The 18,043-nt window shown below is 69.0% G+C and carries 16 protein-coding genes and 1 pseudogene; 7 read left to right on the forward strand and 10 right to left on the reverse strand.

Features of this window, described 5'->3' with window-relative positions:
* Nucleotides 1-2: 2 nt before the first annotated feature.
* The 9 genes from ACFYPS_RS33705 to ACFYPS_RS33745 form a co-directional block, all read right to left on the reverse strand.
* A complete protein-coding gene (locus ACFYPS_RS33705) occupies nt 3-1,622 on the reverse strand; it encodes a thiamine pyrophosphate-binding protein (protein WP_354967748.1) in 1,620 nt (539 codons plus the stop codon).
* Nucleotides 1,623-1,690: 68 nt separating this feature from the next.
* Complete coding sequence (locus ACFYPS_RS33710) at nt 1,691-2,518, reverse strand: ABC transporter ATP-binding protein (RefSeq protein WP_354967749.1); 828 nt, start codon at nt 2,516-2,518, stop codon at nt 1,691-1,693.
* 5 nt (nt 2,519-2,523) lie between these two features.
* Entirely contained in the window at nt 2,524-3,366 is an 843-nt protein-coding gene (locus ACFYPS_RS33715; protein WP_354967750.1) for an ABC transporter permease, read from the reverse strand.
* Nucleotides 3,363-4,163: an ABC transporter permease subunit gene (locus ACFYPS_RS33720; RefSeq protein WP_354967751.1), complete on the reverse strand. Its 801-nt coding sequence runs from the start codon at nt 4,161-4,163 to the stop codon at nt 3,363-3,365. The genes ACFYPS_RS33715 and ACFYPS_RS33720 overlap by 4 nt, the downstream gene beginning before the upstream one ends.
* A gap of 121 nt (nt 4,164-4,284) precedes the next feature.
* Nucleotides 4,285-5,805 (reverse strand): aldehyde dehydrogenase family protein, encoded by a 1,521-nt coding sequence (locus ACFYPS_RS33725; RefSeq protein ID WP_354967752.1) that lies wholly within the window; start codon nt 5,803-5,805, stop codon nt 4,285-4,287.
* Between the two features lie 28 nt (nt 5,806-5,833).
* The gene (locus ACFYPS_RS33730) at nt 5,834-6,808 is read right to left on the reverse strand and encodes an ABC transporter substrate-binding protein (protein WP_354967753.1); all 975 of its coding nucleotides are present in this window, start codon (nt 6,806-6,808) and stop codon (nt 5,834-5,836) included.
* Between the two features lie 195 nt (nt 6,809-7,003).
* Entirely contained in the window at nt 7,004-7,870 is an 867-nt protein-coding gene (locus ACFYPS_RS33735) for a fumarylacetoacetate hydrolase family protein (protein WP_354967754.1), read from the reverse strand.
* Nucleotides 7,871-7,913: 43 nt separating this feature from the next.
* Nucleotides 7,914-9,020 carry a cupin domain-containing protein gene (locus ACFYPS_RS33740; RefSeq protein ID WP_354967755.1) on the reverse strand — a complete coding sequence of 369 codons (1,107 nt, stop codon included), beginning with the start codon at nt 9,018-9,020 and terminating at the stop codon, nt 7,914-7,916.
* A gap of 14 nt (nt 9,021-9,034) precedes the next feature.
* A complete protein-coding gene (locus tag ACFYPS_RS33745; protein ID WP_354967756.1) occupies nt 9,035-10,309 on the reverse strand; it encodes an NAD(P)/FAD-dependent oxidoreductase in 1,275 nt (424 codons plus the stop codon).
* Nucleotides 10,310-10,367: 58 nt separating this feature from the next.
* Between ACFYPS_RS33745 and ACFYPS_RS33750 the strand changes: the two genes are divergently transcribed.
* The 7 genes and pseudogenes from ACFYPS_RS33750 to ACFYPS_RS33780 all read left to right on the forward strand — a co-directional run bounded on the left by ACFYPS_RS33750 (nt 10,368) and on the right by ACFYPS_RS33780 (nt 16,544).
* Nucleotides 10,368-11,150: an IclR family transcriptional regulator gene (locus tag ACFYPS_RS33750; protein WP_354967757.1), complete on the forward strand. Its 783-nt coding sequence runs from the start codon at nt 10,368-10,370 to the stop codon at nt 11,148-11,150.
* Between the two features lie 17 nt (nt 11,151-11,167).
* Complete coding sequence (locus ACFYPS_RS33755) at nt 11,168-12,688, forward strand: MFS transporter (RefSeq protein WP_354967758.1); 1,521 nt, start codon at nt 11,168-11,170, stop codon at nt 12,686-12,688.
* A 316-nt stretch (nt 12,689-13,004) separates the two neighbouring features.
* Nucleotides 13,005-13,635, forward strand: a pseudogene (locus ACFYPS_RS33760) (glycosyltransferase); the annotation flags it as partial.
* 88 nt (nt 13,636-13,723) lie between these two features.
* Nucleotides 13,724-14,695 (forward strand): helix-turn-helix domain-containing protein, encoded by a 972-nt coding sequence (locus tag ACFYPS_RS33765; protein WP_354967759.1) that lies wholly within the window; start codon nt 13,724-13,726, stop codon nt 14,693-14,695.
* Between the two features lie 9 nt (nt 14,696-14,704).
* Nucleotides 14,705-15,508, forward strand: a complete 804-nt coding sequence (locus ACFYPS_RS33770; RefSeq protein WP_387330109.1) for a helix-turn-helix domain-containing protein — start codon at nt 14,705-14,707, stop codon at nt 15,506-15,508.
* A gap of 2 nt (nt 15,509-15,510) precedes the next feature.
* Nucleotides 15,511-16,224 (forward strand): IS6 family transposase, encoded by a 714-nt coding sequence (locus ACFYPS_RS33775; protein WP_354967809.1) that lies wholly within the window; start codon nt 15,511-15,513, stop codon nt 16,222-16,224.
* 62 nt (nt 16,225-16,286) lie between these two features.
* Nucleotides 16,287-16,544 carry an SDR family oxidoreductase gene (locus ACFYPS_RS33780; RefSeq protein ID WP_387330115.1) on the forward strand — a complete coding sequence of 86 codons (258 nt, stop codon included), beginning with the start codon at nt 16,287-16,289 and terminating at the stop codon, nt 16,542-16,544.
* 419 nt (nt 16,545-16,963) lie between these two features.
* On the opposite strand, the gene ACFYPS_RS33785 is transcribed toward ACFYPS_RS33780, so the two are convergent.
* A complete protein-coding gene (locus ACFYPS_RS33785) occupies nt 16,964-17,803 on the reverse strand; it encodes an IS5 family transposase (RefSeq protein WP_387330112.1) in 840 nt (279 codons plus the stop codon).
* Between the last annotated feature and the right edge of the window lie 240 nt (nt 17,804-18,043).

Below are 18,043 nucleotides of genomic sequence, written 5' to 3' on the forward strand. Positions count from 1 at the left end.
GGCTACGGCCCGAAATCCGCGGGGTCGGTCATGACCTCGACCAACGTCGGATGGTCGAGCCCGCGCGCTCTGGCAAGGCACTCCCGCAGATCGCCCAGCGAGTCGACCCGCTGCCCCGGTACGCCGAAAGCCGTGCTGACGTCCGCAATGGCGGGCCCGGCGATGTCGGTTCCCGGATAATCCTGGCGTTGCACCGCGTGCCCGCCGAGCCGGCGCAGCGCGGCTCCGACCGCGGCGTACCGCTGGTTGTTCAGCACGACGTAGGTGACCGGGATCGCGCGTCTGGCCGCGGTCCAGAGCGCGGGCATCCCGAACTGGAAGACGCCGTCGCCCAGGACGGCGGCCACCTGGCGCTGCGGCATCCCCAGCTTGATCCCGAGCGCCGCGCCCATGCCCCAGCCGAGGGACCCGGAGGTGGAGACGAAGTAGTCGTCGCCGGTACGCTGCCCGGCCCGCTGCTGCAACACGCCGCCCGCGGTCGTCGCGTCACCGACCAGGGCGGCTCCCCGCATCGACTCGGTGATCACGTCCACCACGTCCGCCGGCCGGAGCGCGCCGCCGGAAGTCCGCGTCGGAGTCCGCTCGCCCTGACCCGGGTACGCCGGCATCTCGCGCGGCCCGATCGGCACCGGCACCGTGGCCAGCAGCGCCTCGATCAGCAGCCGCTGGTCGCCCACGAGGCCGACGTCGACCCCGTGGATCGCGGCCACGTGCTGCGGATCGGTGTGACTGTGGATCACCCGGGCGCCCGGCGGGATCGGCGGTACGCGCGCCGGCTCGAACTCGTTGAACAACCGGGCGCCCAGGAAGACCAGCAGGTCGGCCTGCCGCACCAGTGGGTGGTTGGGCTCGTACTGCCCGTTGAAGTGCGGATGGTCGGTCGGGAATCCGGGCCGCTCGAACCCCCGCCGGTCCTCGTGCAGGACCGGGATGCCGAGTGCCTCGACGAGTTTGACCAGCTCGTCGACGGCGCCGGCCCGGGCCAGCTCGCTACCGGCGATCAGCACCGGCCGCTGGGCCGACGCGATCAGCCTGGCCGCCGCGGCGACCGCGGCCGGCGACGGCACGGTGCGCGAGTCGAACCGGTACGTCCCGACCTCCGAGACAGCCGCCTCGGTGCTCTGCTCGATCAGATCCTGGCTCAGCCCCACCCACACCGGTCCCGCGGGCTCCGTTACCGCGGTCCGGAAGGCACGGTTGACGTCCTCGGGAATGCCGTCGGCCGTCAGGGACTGCCAGTCCGACTTGACGTACTGGTGGACCAGGTCACGCATCCGTCGGCCGGTGGTGAAGCCGCCACGGGCCTGGATCGAACTCGGCTTCAGCCCGTTGAGCACCACGACCGGCGAGTACGCGAGCTGCGCCGCGTACAGGTGGCTCAGCCCGTTGGTCAGCCCGACGTTGGCGTGCAGATAGGCCACGCTCGGTGCGCGGGTGGCCCGGGACAGCCCGTCGGCCATCGACACCGCGACCGCCTCATGGGTGGTCAGGACCAACTCGACGTCGTCGCGGACCACGAGCGCGTCGAGGACGGCCGCCTCGGTGCTGCCGGGGCAGGTGAACAAGTGGCCGACGCCCCAGTCTCGGACCACGTCGAGCAGCACGTCGGCAACGGGTCGCATCCGCGTACTCCTTCCTTTGTCTCTCGATCTGTTCCGGCCGGCTCTCTCGGCCGGCACCGCCGGCGGCGTTAGCTGGTCACCAGCTCCAGCAGGTGCCGGCGCAACCGGCCGAACGTCTCGCTCGATCGGGTGGTCAGCTGGTTGCGCGGACGCTCCAGCGGGATGTCGGCGATCTCGCGGACCCGGCTCGGCGGGCTGCTCAGCACCACGACCCGGTCCGCGAGGTAGATCGCCTCGTCGATGTCGTGGGTGACCAGCACAACGGTGACGTTGTACTCGTTGCGCACCCGCAGGATCAGGTCCTCCAGGTCGAAGCGCGTCTGTGCGTCGACCGACGCGAACGGCTCGTCCATCAGCACCAGGTCGGGCTCGTGCGCCAGCGCGCGGGCGATCGCGACGCGCTGTTGCATGCCCCCCGAGAGCTGCCACGGATAGCGCTTACCGACGTCACCGAGGCCGACCGCGGCCAGCACCTCGTCGACGCGCGCCTTGCGCCTCTGCTTGTCGTACCCGGCCACCTTGAGCGGTACGGCGACGTTGGCCGGGACCGTGAGCCACGGGAAGAGGGACCGGCTGTAGTCCTGGAACACGACGCTCAGCCGGTCGGGCACCCGGCGCAGCGGCATGCCCTCGAAGCGCACCTCGCCAGAGGTGGCCGGCAGCAGGCCGCTCATGCAGCGCAGCAGGGTGGTCTTGCCCGCGCCGCTCGGTCCGACCACGCAGACGAAGTCGCCCTTGCCGACGTCGAACGAGACGTCCGCGATCGCCTCCCGCTCGTCCGGTCGGCCGGCGTTGTACACCTTGCGCAGGCTGTTGATCGACAGCACCGGCTGACCCTCGGCCGACCCGGTTGCGGCGGTCGTCGCGGCGACCTCTGTGGTTATGGGACGCGCCATGGCGCTCAACCCTTCTCTTCGACGGCTCGCGCGCCGATGTACCAGGCAAGGACCACCCGCTCGACGGCGATGAACAGGAACGTCAGGGCACTTCCGATCAGGGCCAGCACGATGATCCCCGTCCACATGTCGGTGAAGGCGAATCGCTGCTGGGCGTCGAGAATGAAGAAACCGATCCCGGAGGTCGACGCGACCAGTTCGCTGACCACCATCATGATCACCGCGATCTGCAGGCTGTGCCGCAGGCCGGCCATGATCTGGGGCAGGGCGCCCGGCAACACCACCGAGCGGACCGTACGCAGCGAGGACATGTGCAGGACCTTCGCCGTGTCGAGCTTGATCGCGTCGATGCCCTGCATACCGTCGAGCGTGTTTAGCAGGGTGGGCCAGATCGCGGCGAGGATGATAATCGTGATCTTCATTCCGGAACCGATCCCCATCACCGCGATGACCGCGGGCAGCATCGCGACCGAGGGGATGACGTAGATGAAGTACAGCAGTGGGGACACCGCGTGGGCTATCCGAGTGAACCGCCAGAGCAGGGCACCGAACGCGACACCGAGCACGCTGGCGCCGCCATACCCGATCACGAAGTTGACGAGGCTCGCCTTCAGCGTGCTCGCCGTGTCCCCCACGATCCACAACTCGTAGAACCGCTGGACGATGTCCCGCAGGGGCGGGAAGAACGTGGAGGTGCTGTTCGCCGACAGCACCCACCACAGGATGACGACGGCGACGAAGAACCAGGTACGCGAGACCACGTCCCAGACCCGGCCGGGCAGCGGCCGGGCCGGCCTGGTGGTTCGCACGGCAGGTTCGGTCTTCTCGCTGACAGCTGTCATGGTCATGCCGCCCTCGCCGCAGGGTTCCGCTGGCTTTCGTGCCAGTGCAGCAACCGCCGCTCGACCGCGGTGAAGACGCCCGTCACGGCCACGCCGGTAAGACCGGTCATGAGGATGAACGCGTACAGCGCGGGTAGCTGGGTGGGACCGGCGTTCTCCGCGGTCAGCAGGCTGAGCCCCAGCCCGGGGGCCCCGCCGATGAGCTCGGCGATGACCGCGAGGATGAGTCCCACCGCCGCGGCGACCCGTACACCAGTCGCCAGGAAGGGCGCGGCGCTGGGCAGGGTCACCACGGCGATCCGGCGGAAGCCGCGCAACTGCAGGATGTGGGCTGTGTCGCGGACCACCGGGTCAACGGCCCGGATGCCGTAGATCGCCTGAATCGTCAGCGGCCAGTAGACGCCGAACGCGACCAGGAAGACCTTCATGTCCGTCGTCGCGCCGTACACGGAGACCACGAGCGGAAGGATCGCGATCACGGGAACGGTCTTGAGGAACTCGACGACCGGGATAACGCTGCGATAGGCGAACCTGTTCAGCCCGAGCAGCGTACCGGTGAGGATGGCGAGGCCGCCGCCGATCAACAGGCCGAGCCCCCATCCCTGCAGGGTCTGCCCGACCGCAGTCCACAGTTCGGCCGAGCCGAGTTGCCGGACGAGTTCGGTGACCGTGCTGGTCATCGACGGGAACGAGTCCTGAGCGAGCAGGCCGGTGGCGCTGCAGAACTGCCATGCCGCGAGCGCGGCGGCGAACACAGCGACCTTTGCCAGCAGCTTGAACCAGCTGGCGTTCAGTACATTCATCCGAGACCCCCTTCGCGCGAGGTGGTGGTGATGGGAGGGGCCCGCGGGTCCGGCACGCGACGCGACGGTGCGTCGGGGCCGTTCGCGGACGGGTGTGCCTTGTCAAGCGGAATTTCCGAGCTCAGCGTCGATCGGGTCCGGGGAACGCCGACACGTCGACGTAGTCAGCAATGATCTGGGTCTCGGTACACGCCTCAAGCGCGGCCATCCCATGGCCGCGACCGATGCCGCTCGACTTGAAGCCGCCGAACGGCATCGAGACATCGGAAGCGCCCATCCGGTGGACGTTGAGGAAGACGCTTCCGCACTGCAACTGCCGGGCGACGCCGAGCGCGTGGGCCCGGTCCGCGCTCCATACCGAGGCGCTGAGACCGAACTCGGTGTCGTTGGCGAGTCTGACGGCCTGCTCGTCGGTGGTGAAGGGCAGCACCGGGACGACCGGCCCGAACTGCTCGCAGCCCACGATCTCGGCACCGGGCTCGACGTCGGTGACCACCGAGGGCATGAGGAACAGGCCACGGTCCCAACCGGCCGGATCGAGTCGGGTCCCGACGGTACGGACGGTCGCGCCGCTGGCCCGGGTCCGCTCGATCAGTCCCTGGAGCCGCTCGTACTGCGGACGGTTGTTCACCGGCCCCATTGTCGTACCGGGATCGAGTCCGTCGCCGACCACGATGCGGTCTGCCGCGGCGACGTACCGGGCCACGAAGTCGACGTAGTGCGACTCATGCACGTAGATCCGCTTGACGTCGAAGCAGATCTGACCGGTCGCCGTGAAGACACTGCGCACCAGCTCGTCGACGAGCGTGTCGTCGATCCGTGCGGTCTCGAGCACGATGGCGGGGTCGTTGCCGCCGAGTTCGAGGCTGATGTTCTTCAGGTTCCCCGCCGCGTCGCGCATCACCTGCTGTCCGGTCGCGGTGCTGCCGGTGAAGAAGACCTTGCGGATGAGCGGGTGCCGGGCGATCGCCGAGCCGGCCTCCGCGCCGCCGGGAACCGTGTTGACGACCCCGGCCGGAAGGTGCCGGGCGAGCAGGTCCAGCACCCGGCCGAGCGCCAGCGGCGCGTACTCCGACGGCTTGACGATCACGGTGTTGCCGGCGAGCAGCGCCGGCGCGATGCCCAGGAAGGCGAGGTAGACCGGGCTGTTCCAGGGCACGATCACCCCGGTGACACCCATCGGGCGCCGGCCAGTGTAGATCGTGCCCCGGGCGTCCCTGCGGAAGACGTCGTCGTCAGCCAACTGGTCGGCCAAGCCGGCGTAGTACCCGAGGATGTGGGCGGCACCCCCGACGTCGATCTTCGACTCCCACCGCACCTTGCCCTGCTCCCGCGTGAGCAGTTCGGAGAGGTCCAGCGCGTGTTCCGCGATCTCCGCCGCCGCCGCCCGCAGCCGGTCGGCCCGCTCGTACGGCGACGCCGTCGACCAGGCCCCGAACGCGGCCGAGGCCGCGGCGACCGCCCGGTCGACGTGGTCGGCGGTGCCGATGGCCACCGTACCGACGACCTCGTCGGTGCGGGCGGGATTGTGCACCGGCTGGTATTCGGACGGCAACACCTCACCGGCGACGACGACGCTCGCGCGGTGATCACCGAGCAGCCCCACGCCGGCGGCGCGGTCCGAACTGACAGGCTGGCTCATGGTTCTTCCTTCCGCTCCCGGTCGCTGATCAGCCCGCGGGCTGCCAGACGAGGTCGGCCGGGTTGACCTTCGTCTTGATGGCGCCCTGGGCTTCCATCACGTTCTGGATGTCACCGATGGACGCCACATTGATCTCCGGGACGTAGTTGGTCGGCAGGATCTGCTCCTTCGCCGCCTCGGGAGTCAACTTGAGGTATTTCACGAGGGTCTGCTTGACCTCGTCCTCGTGGTCCTTCGTGTAGGTGATGGCCTCGGTCATCGCGTCCTGGAACGCCTTGGCCACGTCGGGGTGCTCGTCCAGGTACTTGGCGGTGGCGCCATAGCAGTAGACGGTGCCCTCGGGCCAGAGGTCGGAACTCGGGTGCGCGAGGGCCTTGGCCCCCGCCTTCAGGGCCGTCTCCAGGTACGGCGTCGTGACCACCGCCGCGTCGACTCGGCCATCGGCCAGTGCCTGGGGCATCTGCGGGAACGGGATCACCACCCATTCGATATTCGTCGCGCCCGCTTCCTCGGCCAGCTTCTTCGCCCCGATCAGGTTGATGCTGGACAGTTGGACCACGGCGATCTTCTTGCCGGAGAGGTCCGCCAGGGAGTTGATGCCGCTGTTCGCGGCGGTGACGAGAGCGCTGGAGTCGCGCTCCTTGCTGACCTGGCCGTCGATGGGCGCGACGCACTTCACCGCGGTACCCGCGGCGTTGGCGTTGATGAGCACCGGCGTGGTGACGAAGCCGAACTGCTGCTGGCCACTGACCATCGCCGCGACGATCGGGGTCGGCGCCGCCGCCGAGGTCGTCTTGACGTTCAGTCCGTGTTTCTTGAAGATGCCACCCTCGATCGCTTGGAAGAGGACCGCATTGGGCGAGAAGGGGACGATCCCGACATTGACGTCGGTGACTCCCGAGTTCCCGCCGCCCGAGGAGTCGCCGCCCGCGTTGTCGCCGCAGCCCGCGGCGAGGAGGGCGACCATCAGGGTGGCTAGAGTGATCTTGATATGTCTACGCAAGGCTGACCTCCATTGGACCAGGCAGCGCGGGGGCGCTGACCTCCGTATCCGCCGTCCGCGCGGCGGTCGTCCAGTTCGACGTACAGTAAGCGCGGCGGGGGGAAACTTCTACCCTGTGGAACTCTTTCCTCAGTGGATTCCTTGTTACGGAATAACTTGGAGCGAGCGTGGTGAATCCAAGCGCCGCCGTTCGCGCTAGCGCACCCGGATCCGCATTTCTCCGAGGCGGCTGATCGAGGTGTCCAGCACATCGCAGGGCACGATCGGCCCGACGCCGGGCGGGGCGCCGGTGAAGATGACGTCGCCGGGGAGCAGCGTCATCATCGAAGAGGCGTAGGAGACGATCGCCGGTACCGGTGTGATCAGGGTCGAGGTGTTCACCTGCTGCCTCGGCTCGCCCGAGCAGGTGAGCCGGATGTCGAAGTCACCCGGGTCTCCTGCCTCGTCACTGGTCGTGACCCACGGACCGAGCGGGCTGAAGGAGTCGTAGCTCTTGCGACGGGACCGGTCGCCGTCACTACGCACGGTGATGTCGAGACCGATCGTGTAGCCGAGCACGTGCTCAAGCGCCACCGACTCGGGGATGTCCTTCCCCCCGGTACCTATCACGACGACGAGTTCCGACTCGTGATGCACCTCGTGTCCCGCCGCGATCACGTCGCGCGGCAGCACGATGTCGTCGGCCGGACCGACGATGGACGACGGCGACTTCAGGAAGACGTCGAAGTTCATCATCCAGGACTCGACGCGTCCCAGCGTCCGTTCCTGCACGCCGTGCATCTCCGCGACGTGCTCCCGATAGTTGGACGCCGAAGCCAGCACCTTCGAGGGGTTGACCACCGGGGCGTGCAGCCGCACCGCGTCGAGTGGCACCACCACCCCGTGCCGGACGGCCGCCTCAAGCTCCGCCCGCACCTGGCCGAAATCCCGGCACAACCGGCGCCACCAGCCCGCCGTCAAGGGGTCCGGATCGTGCGCCCACGGCAGCGCGTCGGTGACGTCGACGATGCCCCCGTCCACGGCGACACCGAGACGCAGCTCATCAAAGATCGCCAGTTTCATCGTCTGTTCCTCCGGCTCCGGGTCGTACCATCGGGCATCGGCGTCATGGCTGTTGTTCGGGCGTGAACACGCGGTCGACGCGCTGGGGATCGGCGAGCACTTGCTCGCGGTAGAGGCCGAGCGCGCGGAGCACCGGCGCGTCACCCAACGTGAAGATGTCGGCACCCTCGTGTGCCAGGTGTTCGACCGCCGCCCAGGACGGCGCGACGAACATGTCGCCCGCGGACCAGTCGAGCCGGACCCCGTCAACCACCGTGCTACCGGACCCCCGGTAGACCACGTAGATCGTGTTGCCGGTATGCCGGATCGGCGCGGTCCGCCGTCCGGCCGCCAGCCGGTGCATACCGCAGCTCAGGGTCGGCAGCACGCTCGCCCCGGTACGCGGGTTCGCGAACTCGAGGCTGACCATCGCCTCGTCACGTAGCTCGCTGAGCCGGGTCAGCTCCGCGTCCGTATCGGTCCACCGATACACCAGCAGCGGCGAGTGCTCGGGGTCCAGTGCGGTCACCGCGCCCTCGGCGTACGGCTGCCCGTGTCCCCGCTCGCGCGCCTCGGACTGGTTGTGCTCGCCGCTGTCGGGCTGCCGGTCGTGCGGGTACGGCTCGAAGAAGATCGCGTCCAGCGCCTCCACCATGGGCAGGTCGAGGCCGTCGAACCAGAGCATCGGCGAGGTGCCGGCACTGGTGTGTTCGTGCCAGTTACTGGCCGGGGTCAGCACGAGGTCGCCGGGGTACATGTCGCACGGATCGCCGTTCACGGTCGTCCAGACGCCGCTGCCTTCGAGCACGAACCGGATCGCACCGGGCGAGTGGCGGTGGGCTGGCGCGGTCTCCCCCGGGCCGAGGCACTGGATCGCGCCCCAGAGCGTTCCGGCGGCATAGGGCAGGCCACCCAGCCCGGGATTGCCGAGGCTCAGCACCCGACGCTCGCCGCCGCGCTCGACGGGGACCAGCCGCAACGCTCGCTCGGCGAGCGGCCTGAGCGTCTCGGCCGACCAGAGCCACGGGACCGCCCGGGGCTGTGGCGTCGGCGTCAGCAGCTGCTTGGTGATCGTCCACAGCGGGTGCAGATGGACCGCGGCCAGGTCGGCGTAGAACGCTTCCAGCTCCTCGTCGACGGTCACGTCGGGGACGGATTTTTCGATTGTCACAGCGTTCTCTCCGTTCAGTGACGCTCGGTGCGGGCCGCGGTCGGCCCGGTGGGGTAGGAGGCCGGCTCGAGCGGGTGGCCGATCCCGAACTCGTGCACGCTCGCCAGGAGTGACGCCCGCCGGCACCACGCCCGAGACCGTTCGACGTCGCCGGCGATCGCCCGCAACTCGGCGTGGTGCGCCTGCCGCTTTCCCTCGTCGCGCTCGTTGAGCCGCTCGGTGTTCCGCTGGGTGTCGGCCTGGACGTACTCGACGGCGACCCGGTGCCGCAGGTGGGCGAACTGGTCCAGCTCGGCGTCGGCGTCGGCGCCGTCGCGCAGGATGCGGGTCAACCGGCGGGTGAGATCCATGGCGTCGTGGATGCCGCTGTTGAGTCCGACGCCGCCCAGCGGGCTGTTGATGTGTGCCGCGTCGCCGATCAGGGCGCAGTTGCCGAGCCGGAACGTGGAGGCGACCCGCTGGTGCACGTTGTAGAGCTGGTAGTCGCCCACCGGGTACCCCGGCGGGTAGGCGGCAATGCCCTGCAGGTGCGTCTGGATCTCCGCGAGGTCGGTGGCCTCCTCCCGTGACTGTCCGGCGGGCACCGGATAGACCGCGCGCCACGACTCGGGCGTATGCAGCAGGAACAGCCACTCCTCGGGATCGGCGATGTAGTTGACGTCCGCGATATCGGGCAACAGCTCACGGATGTCGATCGACGTGCTCACGATCAGGAAGCGCTCGGGATAGGTGAAGCCCTCGAAGTCGATGCCGAGCAGTCCCCGTACCGTGCTGCTCGCGCCGTCGGCGCCGATGACGTACGAGCAGGCCAGCCGCTCCACGCCGGTGGGCGTCTCGACGGTCAGCGTGGTGACGTCGCCTGCGGTGTCGAGGTCGGTGACGCGGCATCCGAACCGCACCTCGGCCAGTGGCTGGTCCCGCAGCCGGTCCGCCAGCATCCGCACCAGATGCTGCTGGTTGAGCTGCAACCGGTGCGGATAGGGCGTCTCTTCACGCAGCAGCCCGAAGTCGAACTCCGCGACCAGCCCGTCCCGGCGGTCGCGGAACTGGTACCGCGGCACCATGAGGCCCTCGGCGTGCATCTGCTCGACGACGCCGAGTTCGCTCAGCAATTCGAGGGTTGGCGGATGGAACGTCGAGGCACGCCAGTCGGTCTTCGCCACCGGCTCAGCCTCGAGAACCACGACCGGGATGCCGGCGCCCGACAGCGCCGCGGCCGCGGTCATGCCAACAGGCCCGCCGCCGACGACGGCCACGGGGGGTCGATTTTCTCCAGGCGAGGAAGTCATTGCGCCACCCTAGGCACAAGCTTCCACATGAAGGAAGATCTTGGTCTACTCTTCCTGCATGCAGAATTCGAGTGCCCCCTCGGACGGAGGCCTGTCATCCGTGGACAACGCGCTGCGGCTGCTGCAGCTCATCGGCGAACGCCGTGTGCTGCGGGTCGCCGAGGCGGCCGAGGAGTTGGGCGTCGCGCGGTCCACCGCCCACCGCCTGCTCACCGCCCTGCGGGCGCGAGGCTTCGTCATGCAGGACAAGCCGAACGGCGCGTACCGCCCCGGCTCCTCGCTGAACGAGATCGGGCTCGCCGCCATCGGGCGGATCGACATCCGTCGGGTCGCCCGACCGGTCCTTGAGGAGCTGCGCGAGCAAACTCAGGAGACGGTCTCGCTGCTGCTGCTCGAAGGCCAGAACGTACGGTTCATGGACTGCGTCGAGAGTCCCCGGTCGGTCCGGGTCGGCAGCCGGACCGGGCTCATGCTGCCGGCCCACTGCACGGCCGGCGGCAAGGCGATCCTCGCCGCGCTGCCCAGCACCGAGCTCGACCGCCGCTACCCGAACCGCGAGTTGGAGAGCCGGACGGCGTCCTCCATCCAGACCTGGGATCAGCTGGAAACGGAGCTGGCCGCGATCCGCGATCTCGGGTACGCGGTGAACGTCGAGGAGGGAGAGAAGGGGATCAGCGCGGTCGGCACCGCGATCCGGGATCTCATCGGGGCTCCGCTCGCCGCGATCGCGGTCGCCGTGCCGACGAGCCGGATGCCGACCGCCGACGAGGGCAGACAGTTCGCTCTGGCGCTCGCCCAGGCGCAGACAGCGGTCACCGAGCTTCTCCGTGCCGACCTGTGAGGGGCCTCAAGGCCGCAGTGACACGCCCCGCGGGCACGACCACCCCCACCACGCCGGGCGGTCCCGACCTGCTCTCCGACCGCCACATCGCCGCGCTGCCACCGGCTCTGATCGCCATCGGGCTGGTCACCGCAGTCATCAGCAGTCTCGGCGCGCAGCTGATCCCGACCGTCGCGCGGCACTACCAGGTCTCGGTCAGCTCGGCCCAGTGGTCGCTGACCGTGGCGCTGATGGCCGGGGCGGTCGCGACCCCGACCATGGGCCGCCTCGGCGACGGGCCCCGACGGCGCCAGGTGATCCTCGGCTGCCTCGGCCTCACCCTGGCCGGCAGCCTGCTCGCCGCGGTCTCGGCGAACTTCGCCCAACTCCTCGCGGGCCGCGCGCTGCAGGGCGTCGGCCTGGGCATGGTGCCGCTGGTGATCACCGTCGCGCGGGAGAACCTTCCGATGGATCGAGCACGCTCCACCATCGCCGCGCTGTCGGTCACCACCGTCTCCGGAGTCGGGCTCGGATATCCGATCACCGGCCTTATCACCGACCGGATGGGCCTGCGGGCGGCCTTCTGGTTCGGTGTCGGCATCAGCGCGGCCGTGCTCGTACTCGCCTGGCTCGTCATCCCGGCGCGCTCGGCGGCGCGGCACCGGCCGTTCGACCTGTTCGGGGTCGTGGCGCTGAGCGCCTCCCTGGTGGCGCTCCTGGTGGGGTTGAGCCAGGGCGAGCACTGGGGCTGGTCGTCCGGTCCGGTCATCGGCCTGCTGGTGTCATCCGCCGCCCTCCTCGCGCTCTGGGTGGCGCATGAGATCCGCTGTGCACACCCGCTCGTCGAACTGCGCCTGCTGCGAGACCGGTCGGTGCTGACCGCGGACGTCGCCACGCTCCTCGCCGGGGTGGGCATCTATCTGCTCATGGCGCTGGTCATCCGGTTCGTGCAGACACCACCCACCGCCGGATACGGCTTCGGCGTGCCGGTCGTGGTGGCCGGGCTGGTCCTGGTGCCCTTCTCCGTCGGGAGCGTCGTCGCCAACCGGGTCGCACCAGCCCTGCGTCGACGGGTGGGCGCTGAACCGACGATCACCCTCGGCGCGTTCGTCTTCGTCGCGGCGACCGGGCTACTCGCGCTCTGGCGCGAACAGCTGTGGCAGCCGTTCCTCGCCATGGGCCTAGCCGGCCTCGGTGTCGGGCTTACCTTCTCCGCGAGCCTAGGAGTCCTGCTCAACGCGGTTCCGGCCGAGGAGACCGGCAGCGCGACGAGCTTCAACCAGGTGCTGCGCAGCATCGGCTACTCGATCGGCAGCACGCTGAGCGCGCTGGTGCTCGACGTCTACACCGAGCCGGGCCGGGACCTGCCGAGCAACGCCGGATACGGAGCCGCCTTCGGCGTCGGGATCGGCGTGTGGCTTGGGGCGGCGGTGCTCAGCCTGCTCCTGCCTGCGCGCCGGCCGTTCGGGCGCAGATCGAACATCATGCGCTCCTGCGCCGGCGCCCGTACCAGGGCGTGCGCGTCGCGGCCCCACGCCTGTTCCAGCGAGGGCAGATAGGTCGCGTCCACGAAGGCCGCCGCATCGGGGGTGAGCCGGGCGGGGAATCCCGAAGCGACGAGTCCCGACGCACGGGCGCCGGAGCGGTTGCCGATCAACCCGTCGGTCTTCTGGTTGCCGAGGATCTGGTGTTCCGGTTGCGCCGACAGGTCCACCTTGCCGCCGTTGTTGGTGGCCTTGGCAACTCGGGCGGAGATCCGTTGCAGACCGAAGAAGCCGCGGTGACTGTGTACGACGTGCCGCACGTACCCGGCCATCTGCTCGCAGACCAGGAAGGCATTCCCGGCGCCTTCGGGCTCGACGTGGCCCGCCGCCACGGCGCGCTCGGCCAGGCAAGCCCGCGGCGCTCAACACCGGCATCCGGCACGCCCGCGCCGACCTACTGGTCCTGGTCGACGGGGACACAGTCTTCCAGCCGGACACCGTCTATCGGCTCGTGCAGGGATTCGCCGATCCGACGGTCGGGGCGATCTCCGGCAACACGAAAGCCGCCAACCGGCGGCGCATGCTCGGCCGGTGGCAGCACCTCTAGTACGTCATCGGCTTCAACCTCGACCGCCGGACGTACGACGTCCTGGGCTGCATGCCCACTGTCCCCGGACCGATCGGCGCGTTCCGCCGCGAGGTCCTCGCCCAGGTCGGCGGGCTGCCCGCGGACACCCTCGCCGAGGACACCGACCTCACGATGGCGGTGCTCCGCGCCGGTTGGACGATGGTGTACGAGGAACGTGCGATCGCCTGGACCGAGGCGCCCTCGTCGCTGCGGCAAGCTGTGGCGGCAGCACTACCGCTGGTGCTACGGCACGATGCAGGCAAGGTGGAAGCGCCGCCACGCGCTCGTGGAGGCCGGCCCCGCCGGCAAGCTGGGCCGGCGCGGCCTGCCGTACCAGGCGATCTTCCAGATCGTGTTGCCGCTCGCCGCGCCGACGGTCGACGTCATCGCCGTCAACGTGTGGGGCTCGAATACTCGGTTCGGCTGTCTGAAGTGAGGTTCTGTGCGAGCTCGAGCCCTGCGCAGCCGTCATGCTCGTGGCCATGAGCGCGTCGTTGCTGTACCTGCTGCTTCGCCAGGTCCTGCAGATGTTGTCCCAGATCGCCCGCGACGGTGGGGCCAAGGATGTGGAGATCCTGGTGCTCCGCCATCAGGTGGCCGTGCTGCGTCGCCAGGTGCACCGGCCCGATCTCGAGCCGGCCGACCGGGCGGTGCTGGCGGTGCTGTCGCGGCTGCTGCCCCGCCCCCGCTGGTCGGCGGTCATCGTCACCCCGGCCACGCTGTTGCGGTGGCACCGTGAACTGGTCGCCCGACGATGGACGTACCCGCATGCCCGGCCGGGCCGGCCACCGGTCAACGCACAGGTCCGCGACCTGGTGCTGCGACTCGCGGCGGAGAACCCGTCGTGGGGGCACCGCCGCATCCAGGGTGAGCTGGTCGGCTTGGGCCACGGGGTTGCGGCCAGCACGGCGTGGAAGATCCTCAACCAGGCCGGGGTCGACCCGGCACCACGGCGGTCCGGACCGACCTGGCGGCAGCTCCTGACCGCCCAGCCCCGCACAATCCTGGCCTGTGATTTCTTCACCGTCGACACGGTGTTGCTCAAGCGGATCTACGTGCTGTTCTTCGTCGAGATCGCCACCCGCCAAGTCCACGTGGTTGGGGTGACCGCGCATCCAACGGGCGCCTGCGTGGCCCAGCAGGCACGGAATCTGCTGATGGACCTCGACCAACACGCGGCGGGGCTGCGGTTCCTGCTCCGCGATCGCGACACGAAGTTCACGAACACCGTCGACGCCGTGTTCACCGCCGAAGCCATCGACGTGATCAAGACCCCGCCGCAGGCACCCCGGGCAAACGCGTTCGCCGAACGATGGGTGGGCACCGTACGACGGGAACGCTGCCCCTGCCGAAAACTCCATCCGCCCTGGTCGGAGCCGGTGCTTGGGGTGGACGGGATGTCGATCCCGATTGCGCGCTGGGGCTCTCGCGCACCGATGATCGGCACGGCATGATGGTCCGCCGTGCTGCTGCGACTGGCTTACCTGGGCGTGACAAACGCGTTCGCCATGCTGCGCCTGCTGCCGATGAGCGACTGGGACAAGGACGTGGAGATCCTGGCGTTGCGTCATCAGATCACCCTGCTGGAGCGGCAACTGGGCAAGCAGAGACCGCGGTTGCACCCGAGCGATCGGGCGTTCCTGGCGGCGCTGCTGCACCGGCTCCCGGCAGACGTGCTGCGTCGGATGCCGCTGCTGGTGCGCCCCGACACTGTCCTGCGCTGGCACCGCGACCTGCTCGCACACCGCCACGCGGCTCGGTCCCGGCCCAAGCGCCCGGGCCGGCCGCGGACCGTGCACTCGATTCGCGCCCTGGTGCTGCGCCTGGCGCGGGAGAATCCCAGCTGGGGATATCGCCGACTTCACGGCGAACTGCTCGTGCTTGGAATCAAGGTGGCCGCGTCCACCGTGTGGGAGATCCTGCAAGAGGCCGGGATAGACCCGGCGCCCGAGCGCGCCTGCAGCACGTGGGTCGACTTCCTGCGCTCGCAGGCCGACGCCCTGCTGGCGTGCGACTTCTTCGAGACGGTCACCCTGACCGGAGCGCGGCTGTACGTGCTCGCGGTGATCGAGCACGCCAACCGACGGGTCCGGGTCCTGGGCGTGACCACGCACCCGACCGCCACGTGGGTGGCACAAGCGGCAAAGAACCTGGTCATGGACCTCGAGGACGCCGGCTGCCGGACGCGGTTCCTGATCCGGGACCGTGACGGGAAGGGCGCTGTTGCGTTGCCGGATCCCAGGGGCCGAGGCAGGCTGGACGGGTGACGCTGTCCAGCCTTCGTCGCCCTTGGTCGCCACCGAAGTCGGCGTTCACCGGGTTCCGCTTCCCGTCCGAGGTGATCGTCGTCGCGGTCCGGTGGTACCTGCGGTACTGCCTCTCGTACAGAGACGTGGAGGAGCTGCTCGTCGAACGCGGTGTTGACGTCGACCACGTCACCGTGTTCCGGTGGGTGCAACGGTTCACGCCGCTGCTGGCCGACGTGGCCCGGTTCGCCCGCCACTCGCCTGGTGACCGGTGGTTCGTCGACGAGACCTACGTCAAGGTCAACGGCGTGTGGCGGTACGTCTACCGCGCGATCGACCAGCACGGGCAGGTCATCGACGCGCTCGTCTCGGCCCGCCGCGATGCCGCCGCGGCCCGGCGGTTCTTCCAGCGTGCGCTGCGGATGCTGAATGTGACGCCCAGCGAGGTCGTCACCGACGCCGCCCCGGTCTACCCCGCGGTGCTCGACGACCTGATCCCCTCGGCCTGGCACCACGTCGAGCGGTACGCGAACAATCCGATCGAGGCGGATCACAGCCAGCTCAAACACCGGCTACGACCCATGCGTGGACTCCGGACCGACCAGACCGCACAAGTGATCATCGCCGGACACGCCTTCATGCAGAACTTGCGACGCGGTCACTACGAACTTTCCGTCGATGTCCCGCCAGCGAAGAGGGTCGCTGCCGCGTTCACCGAGCTGGCCCACGGGATCTGACCGCGGACCCGAAACGGGCTCGCCATCTCCCTTGACCCGCAACGCAACAGCGCCACCTGGCGATCGAACTGGCCCCCCACAAGATCCGGGTCAACGCGGTCGCGCCCGCGGTCGTGGCCACGCCGCTGTATGAGGGCTTCATTCCGAAGGACCAGATCGATCAGGTCCTGCACGGCTTCGACGCGTTCCACCCGATCGGCCGGATCGGCACGGCGCGCGACATCGCCTCCACCATCACCTTCCTCCTCTCGCCCGAGACGGACTGGGTGACCGGCGCGATCTGGAACGTGGACGGCGGCGTTATGGCGGGCCGCAACTGACAAGTCGCCGCTGAACGGACGGGTACTCCGGGGGCCACGACGGGCGTCGTGGAGTCCTCGGACTACCCGGGCCGGCTTGCGGTGGCTAGGGGTCATTCGGCCGGATCCTCGAATCGGGCGGGCCGGACACGCTGCTGTCGAGCGGGCCGGGTTTGAGTCAGGGACCTGAACCGCCCCTTTCGTGGATTGACGCGGGACTGTCCGCGATCCCCTGGTACCGGATCCCCCGCGGGTCACGCGGGTCGGGAAACCGCGCCAGGGCCTCCAACAGGCCATATGCCTCCCGGACGGCGGGCGTCGCGCCGGATGGGGCAGGGGCATGCTGACGGATCACGTCGATCAGCGATGATGACATGCGCGGGTGCGGTCCTTCTCGGTGTCATGTTGTCTCAGAGGGCGTTCGATTTGTTCTTGATTTACTAATATGTGCCTCGCCAGGTGGGTGTTGATTCTTCCGTTATGCGGCGGCTGACGTTGTCGATCATCGCTATGTGGATCATGGCTTCGGAACTGGCCGGGAGAGTCTCGTAGTCGCGGACGAGTCTGCGGTGCAGCATCAGCCAGCCCAGGGTCCTCTCCACGACCCAGCGCCGTTTGACCACGTGGAAGCCTCGAACGTTGGTGTTGCGCGGTACGACCTCGGCGTCGATACCCAGAGTGGCGGCGTGTTCGACGAACTTGGTTTTGAAGCCGGCGTCCACCCACGTCTTGGTCACGGTGGGATGGGTGGCCTTGACCTGCTCCAAGGCTTGGATTCCGGCGGTGTTCTCGGTGGCGGAGGCGGCCATGACGATGACGGCCAGCAGCAGCCCGAGGGTGTCGGTGACTACGCTGCGTTTGCGTCCGACGATCTTCTTGGCCGCGTCGGTTCCCTGCGTGGCGGTCGGTGGGTTCGTGGACGTCTTCACGCTCTGTGTATCGACGACCGCGGCGGTGGGCTGCGCATCGCGGCCGGCCTTCACCCGGGCCAGGTCGGTCAGGTCGACGTTGAGCTGGGCGAGGAGGCCTTCGTCGCGCCAGGCGGCATAGTAGTAGTACACCGTGGTGTGTGGCGGAAAGTCATGAGGCAGGTACTTCCAGGCGATCCCGGTCCGGTTGACATAGAGGATGGCGTTGAACACCTCTCGGACGTCGGTGCGGGCCGGCTCGCCGGTGGGTCGCCGGTCGAGGCGGGTCTTCTGCCAGGCGAGCAGTGTCGGTGCGATCAGCGCCCAGCGGGCGTCGGAGATCTCGGACGGGTAGGCGCGGCGAGCGGTCATGGCAGAGATCTACTCTGGACGGAGCGGTGAGGGTCGCAGGCGACAGGGACGGCGATTCACGGCCAGATCTACGTCAGACGGAATCTGGTACGTGAAGCGAGACGAAACAGGCGTCGACTGGCCCGTCAGGGCGGAGTCGTATCACTGAGGTGATCTCAGCAAGGATCCGGGCGCGGTTCGGCATGACACGGGCATAGCGTCCATAGCGGACAGCGTGGGATAAGGACGTGGAGCCATCGG

This window comes from Micromonospora sp. NPDC005087 (assembly GCF_042872965.1).
Lineage (GTDB): Bacteria > Actinomycetota > Actinomycetes > Mycobacteriales > Micromonosporaceae > Micromonospora.

Coding starts and splice junctions, on each gene's coding strand:
- ACFYPS_RS33715 (WP_354967750.1), bottom strand. CDS start 3,366: ATGACCATGACAGCTGTCAGCGAGAAGACCGAACCTGCCGTGCGAACC.
- ACFYPS_RS33705 (WP_354967748.1), bottom strand. CDS start 1,622: ATGCGACCCGTTGCCGACGTGCTGCTCGACGTGGTCCGAGACTGGGGC.
- ACFYPS_RS33710 (WP_354967749.1), bottom strand. CDS start 2,518: ATGGCGCGTCCCATAACCACAGAGGTCGCCGCGACGACCGCCGCAACC.
- ACFYPS_RS33745 (WP_354967756.1), bottom strand. CDS start 10,309: ATGACTTCCTCGCCTGGAGAAAATCGACCCCCCGTGGCCGTCGTCGGC.
- ACFYPS_RS33785 (WP_387330112.1), bottom strand. CDS start 17,803: ATGACCGCTCGCCGCGCCTACCCGTCCGAGATCTCCGACGCCCGCTGG.
- ACFYPS_RS33725 (WP_354967752.1), bottom strand. CDS start 5,805: ATGAGCCAGCCTGTCAGTTCGGACCGCGCCGCCGGCGTGGGGCTGCTC.
- ACFYPS_RS33720 (WP_354967751.1), bottom strand. CDS start 4,163: ATGAATGTACTGAACGCCAGCTGGTTCAAGCTGCTGGCAAAGGTCGCT.
- ACFYPS_RS33765 (WP_354967759.1), top strand. CDS start 13,724: ATGAGCGCGTCGTTGCTGTACCTGCTGCTTCGCCAGGTCCTGCAGATG.
- ACFYPS_RS33750 (WP_354967757.1), top strand. CDS start 10,368: ATGCAGAATTCGAGTGCCCCCTCGGACGGAGGCCTGTCATCCGTGGAC.
- ACFYPS_RS33735 (WP_354967754.1), bottom strand. CDS start 7,870: ATGAAACTGGCGATCTTTGATGAGCTGCGTCTCGGTGTCGCCGTGGAC.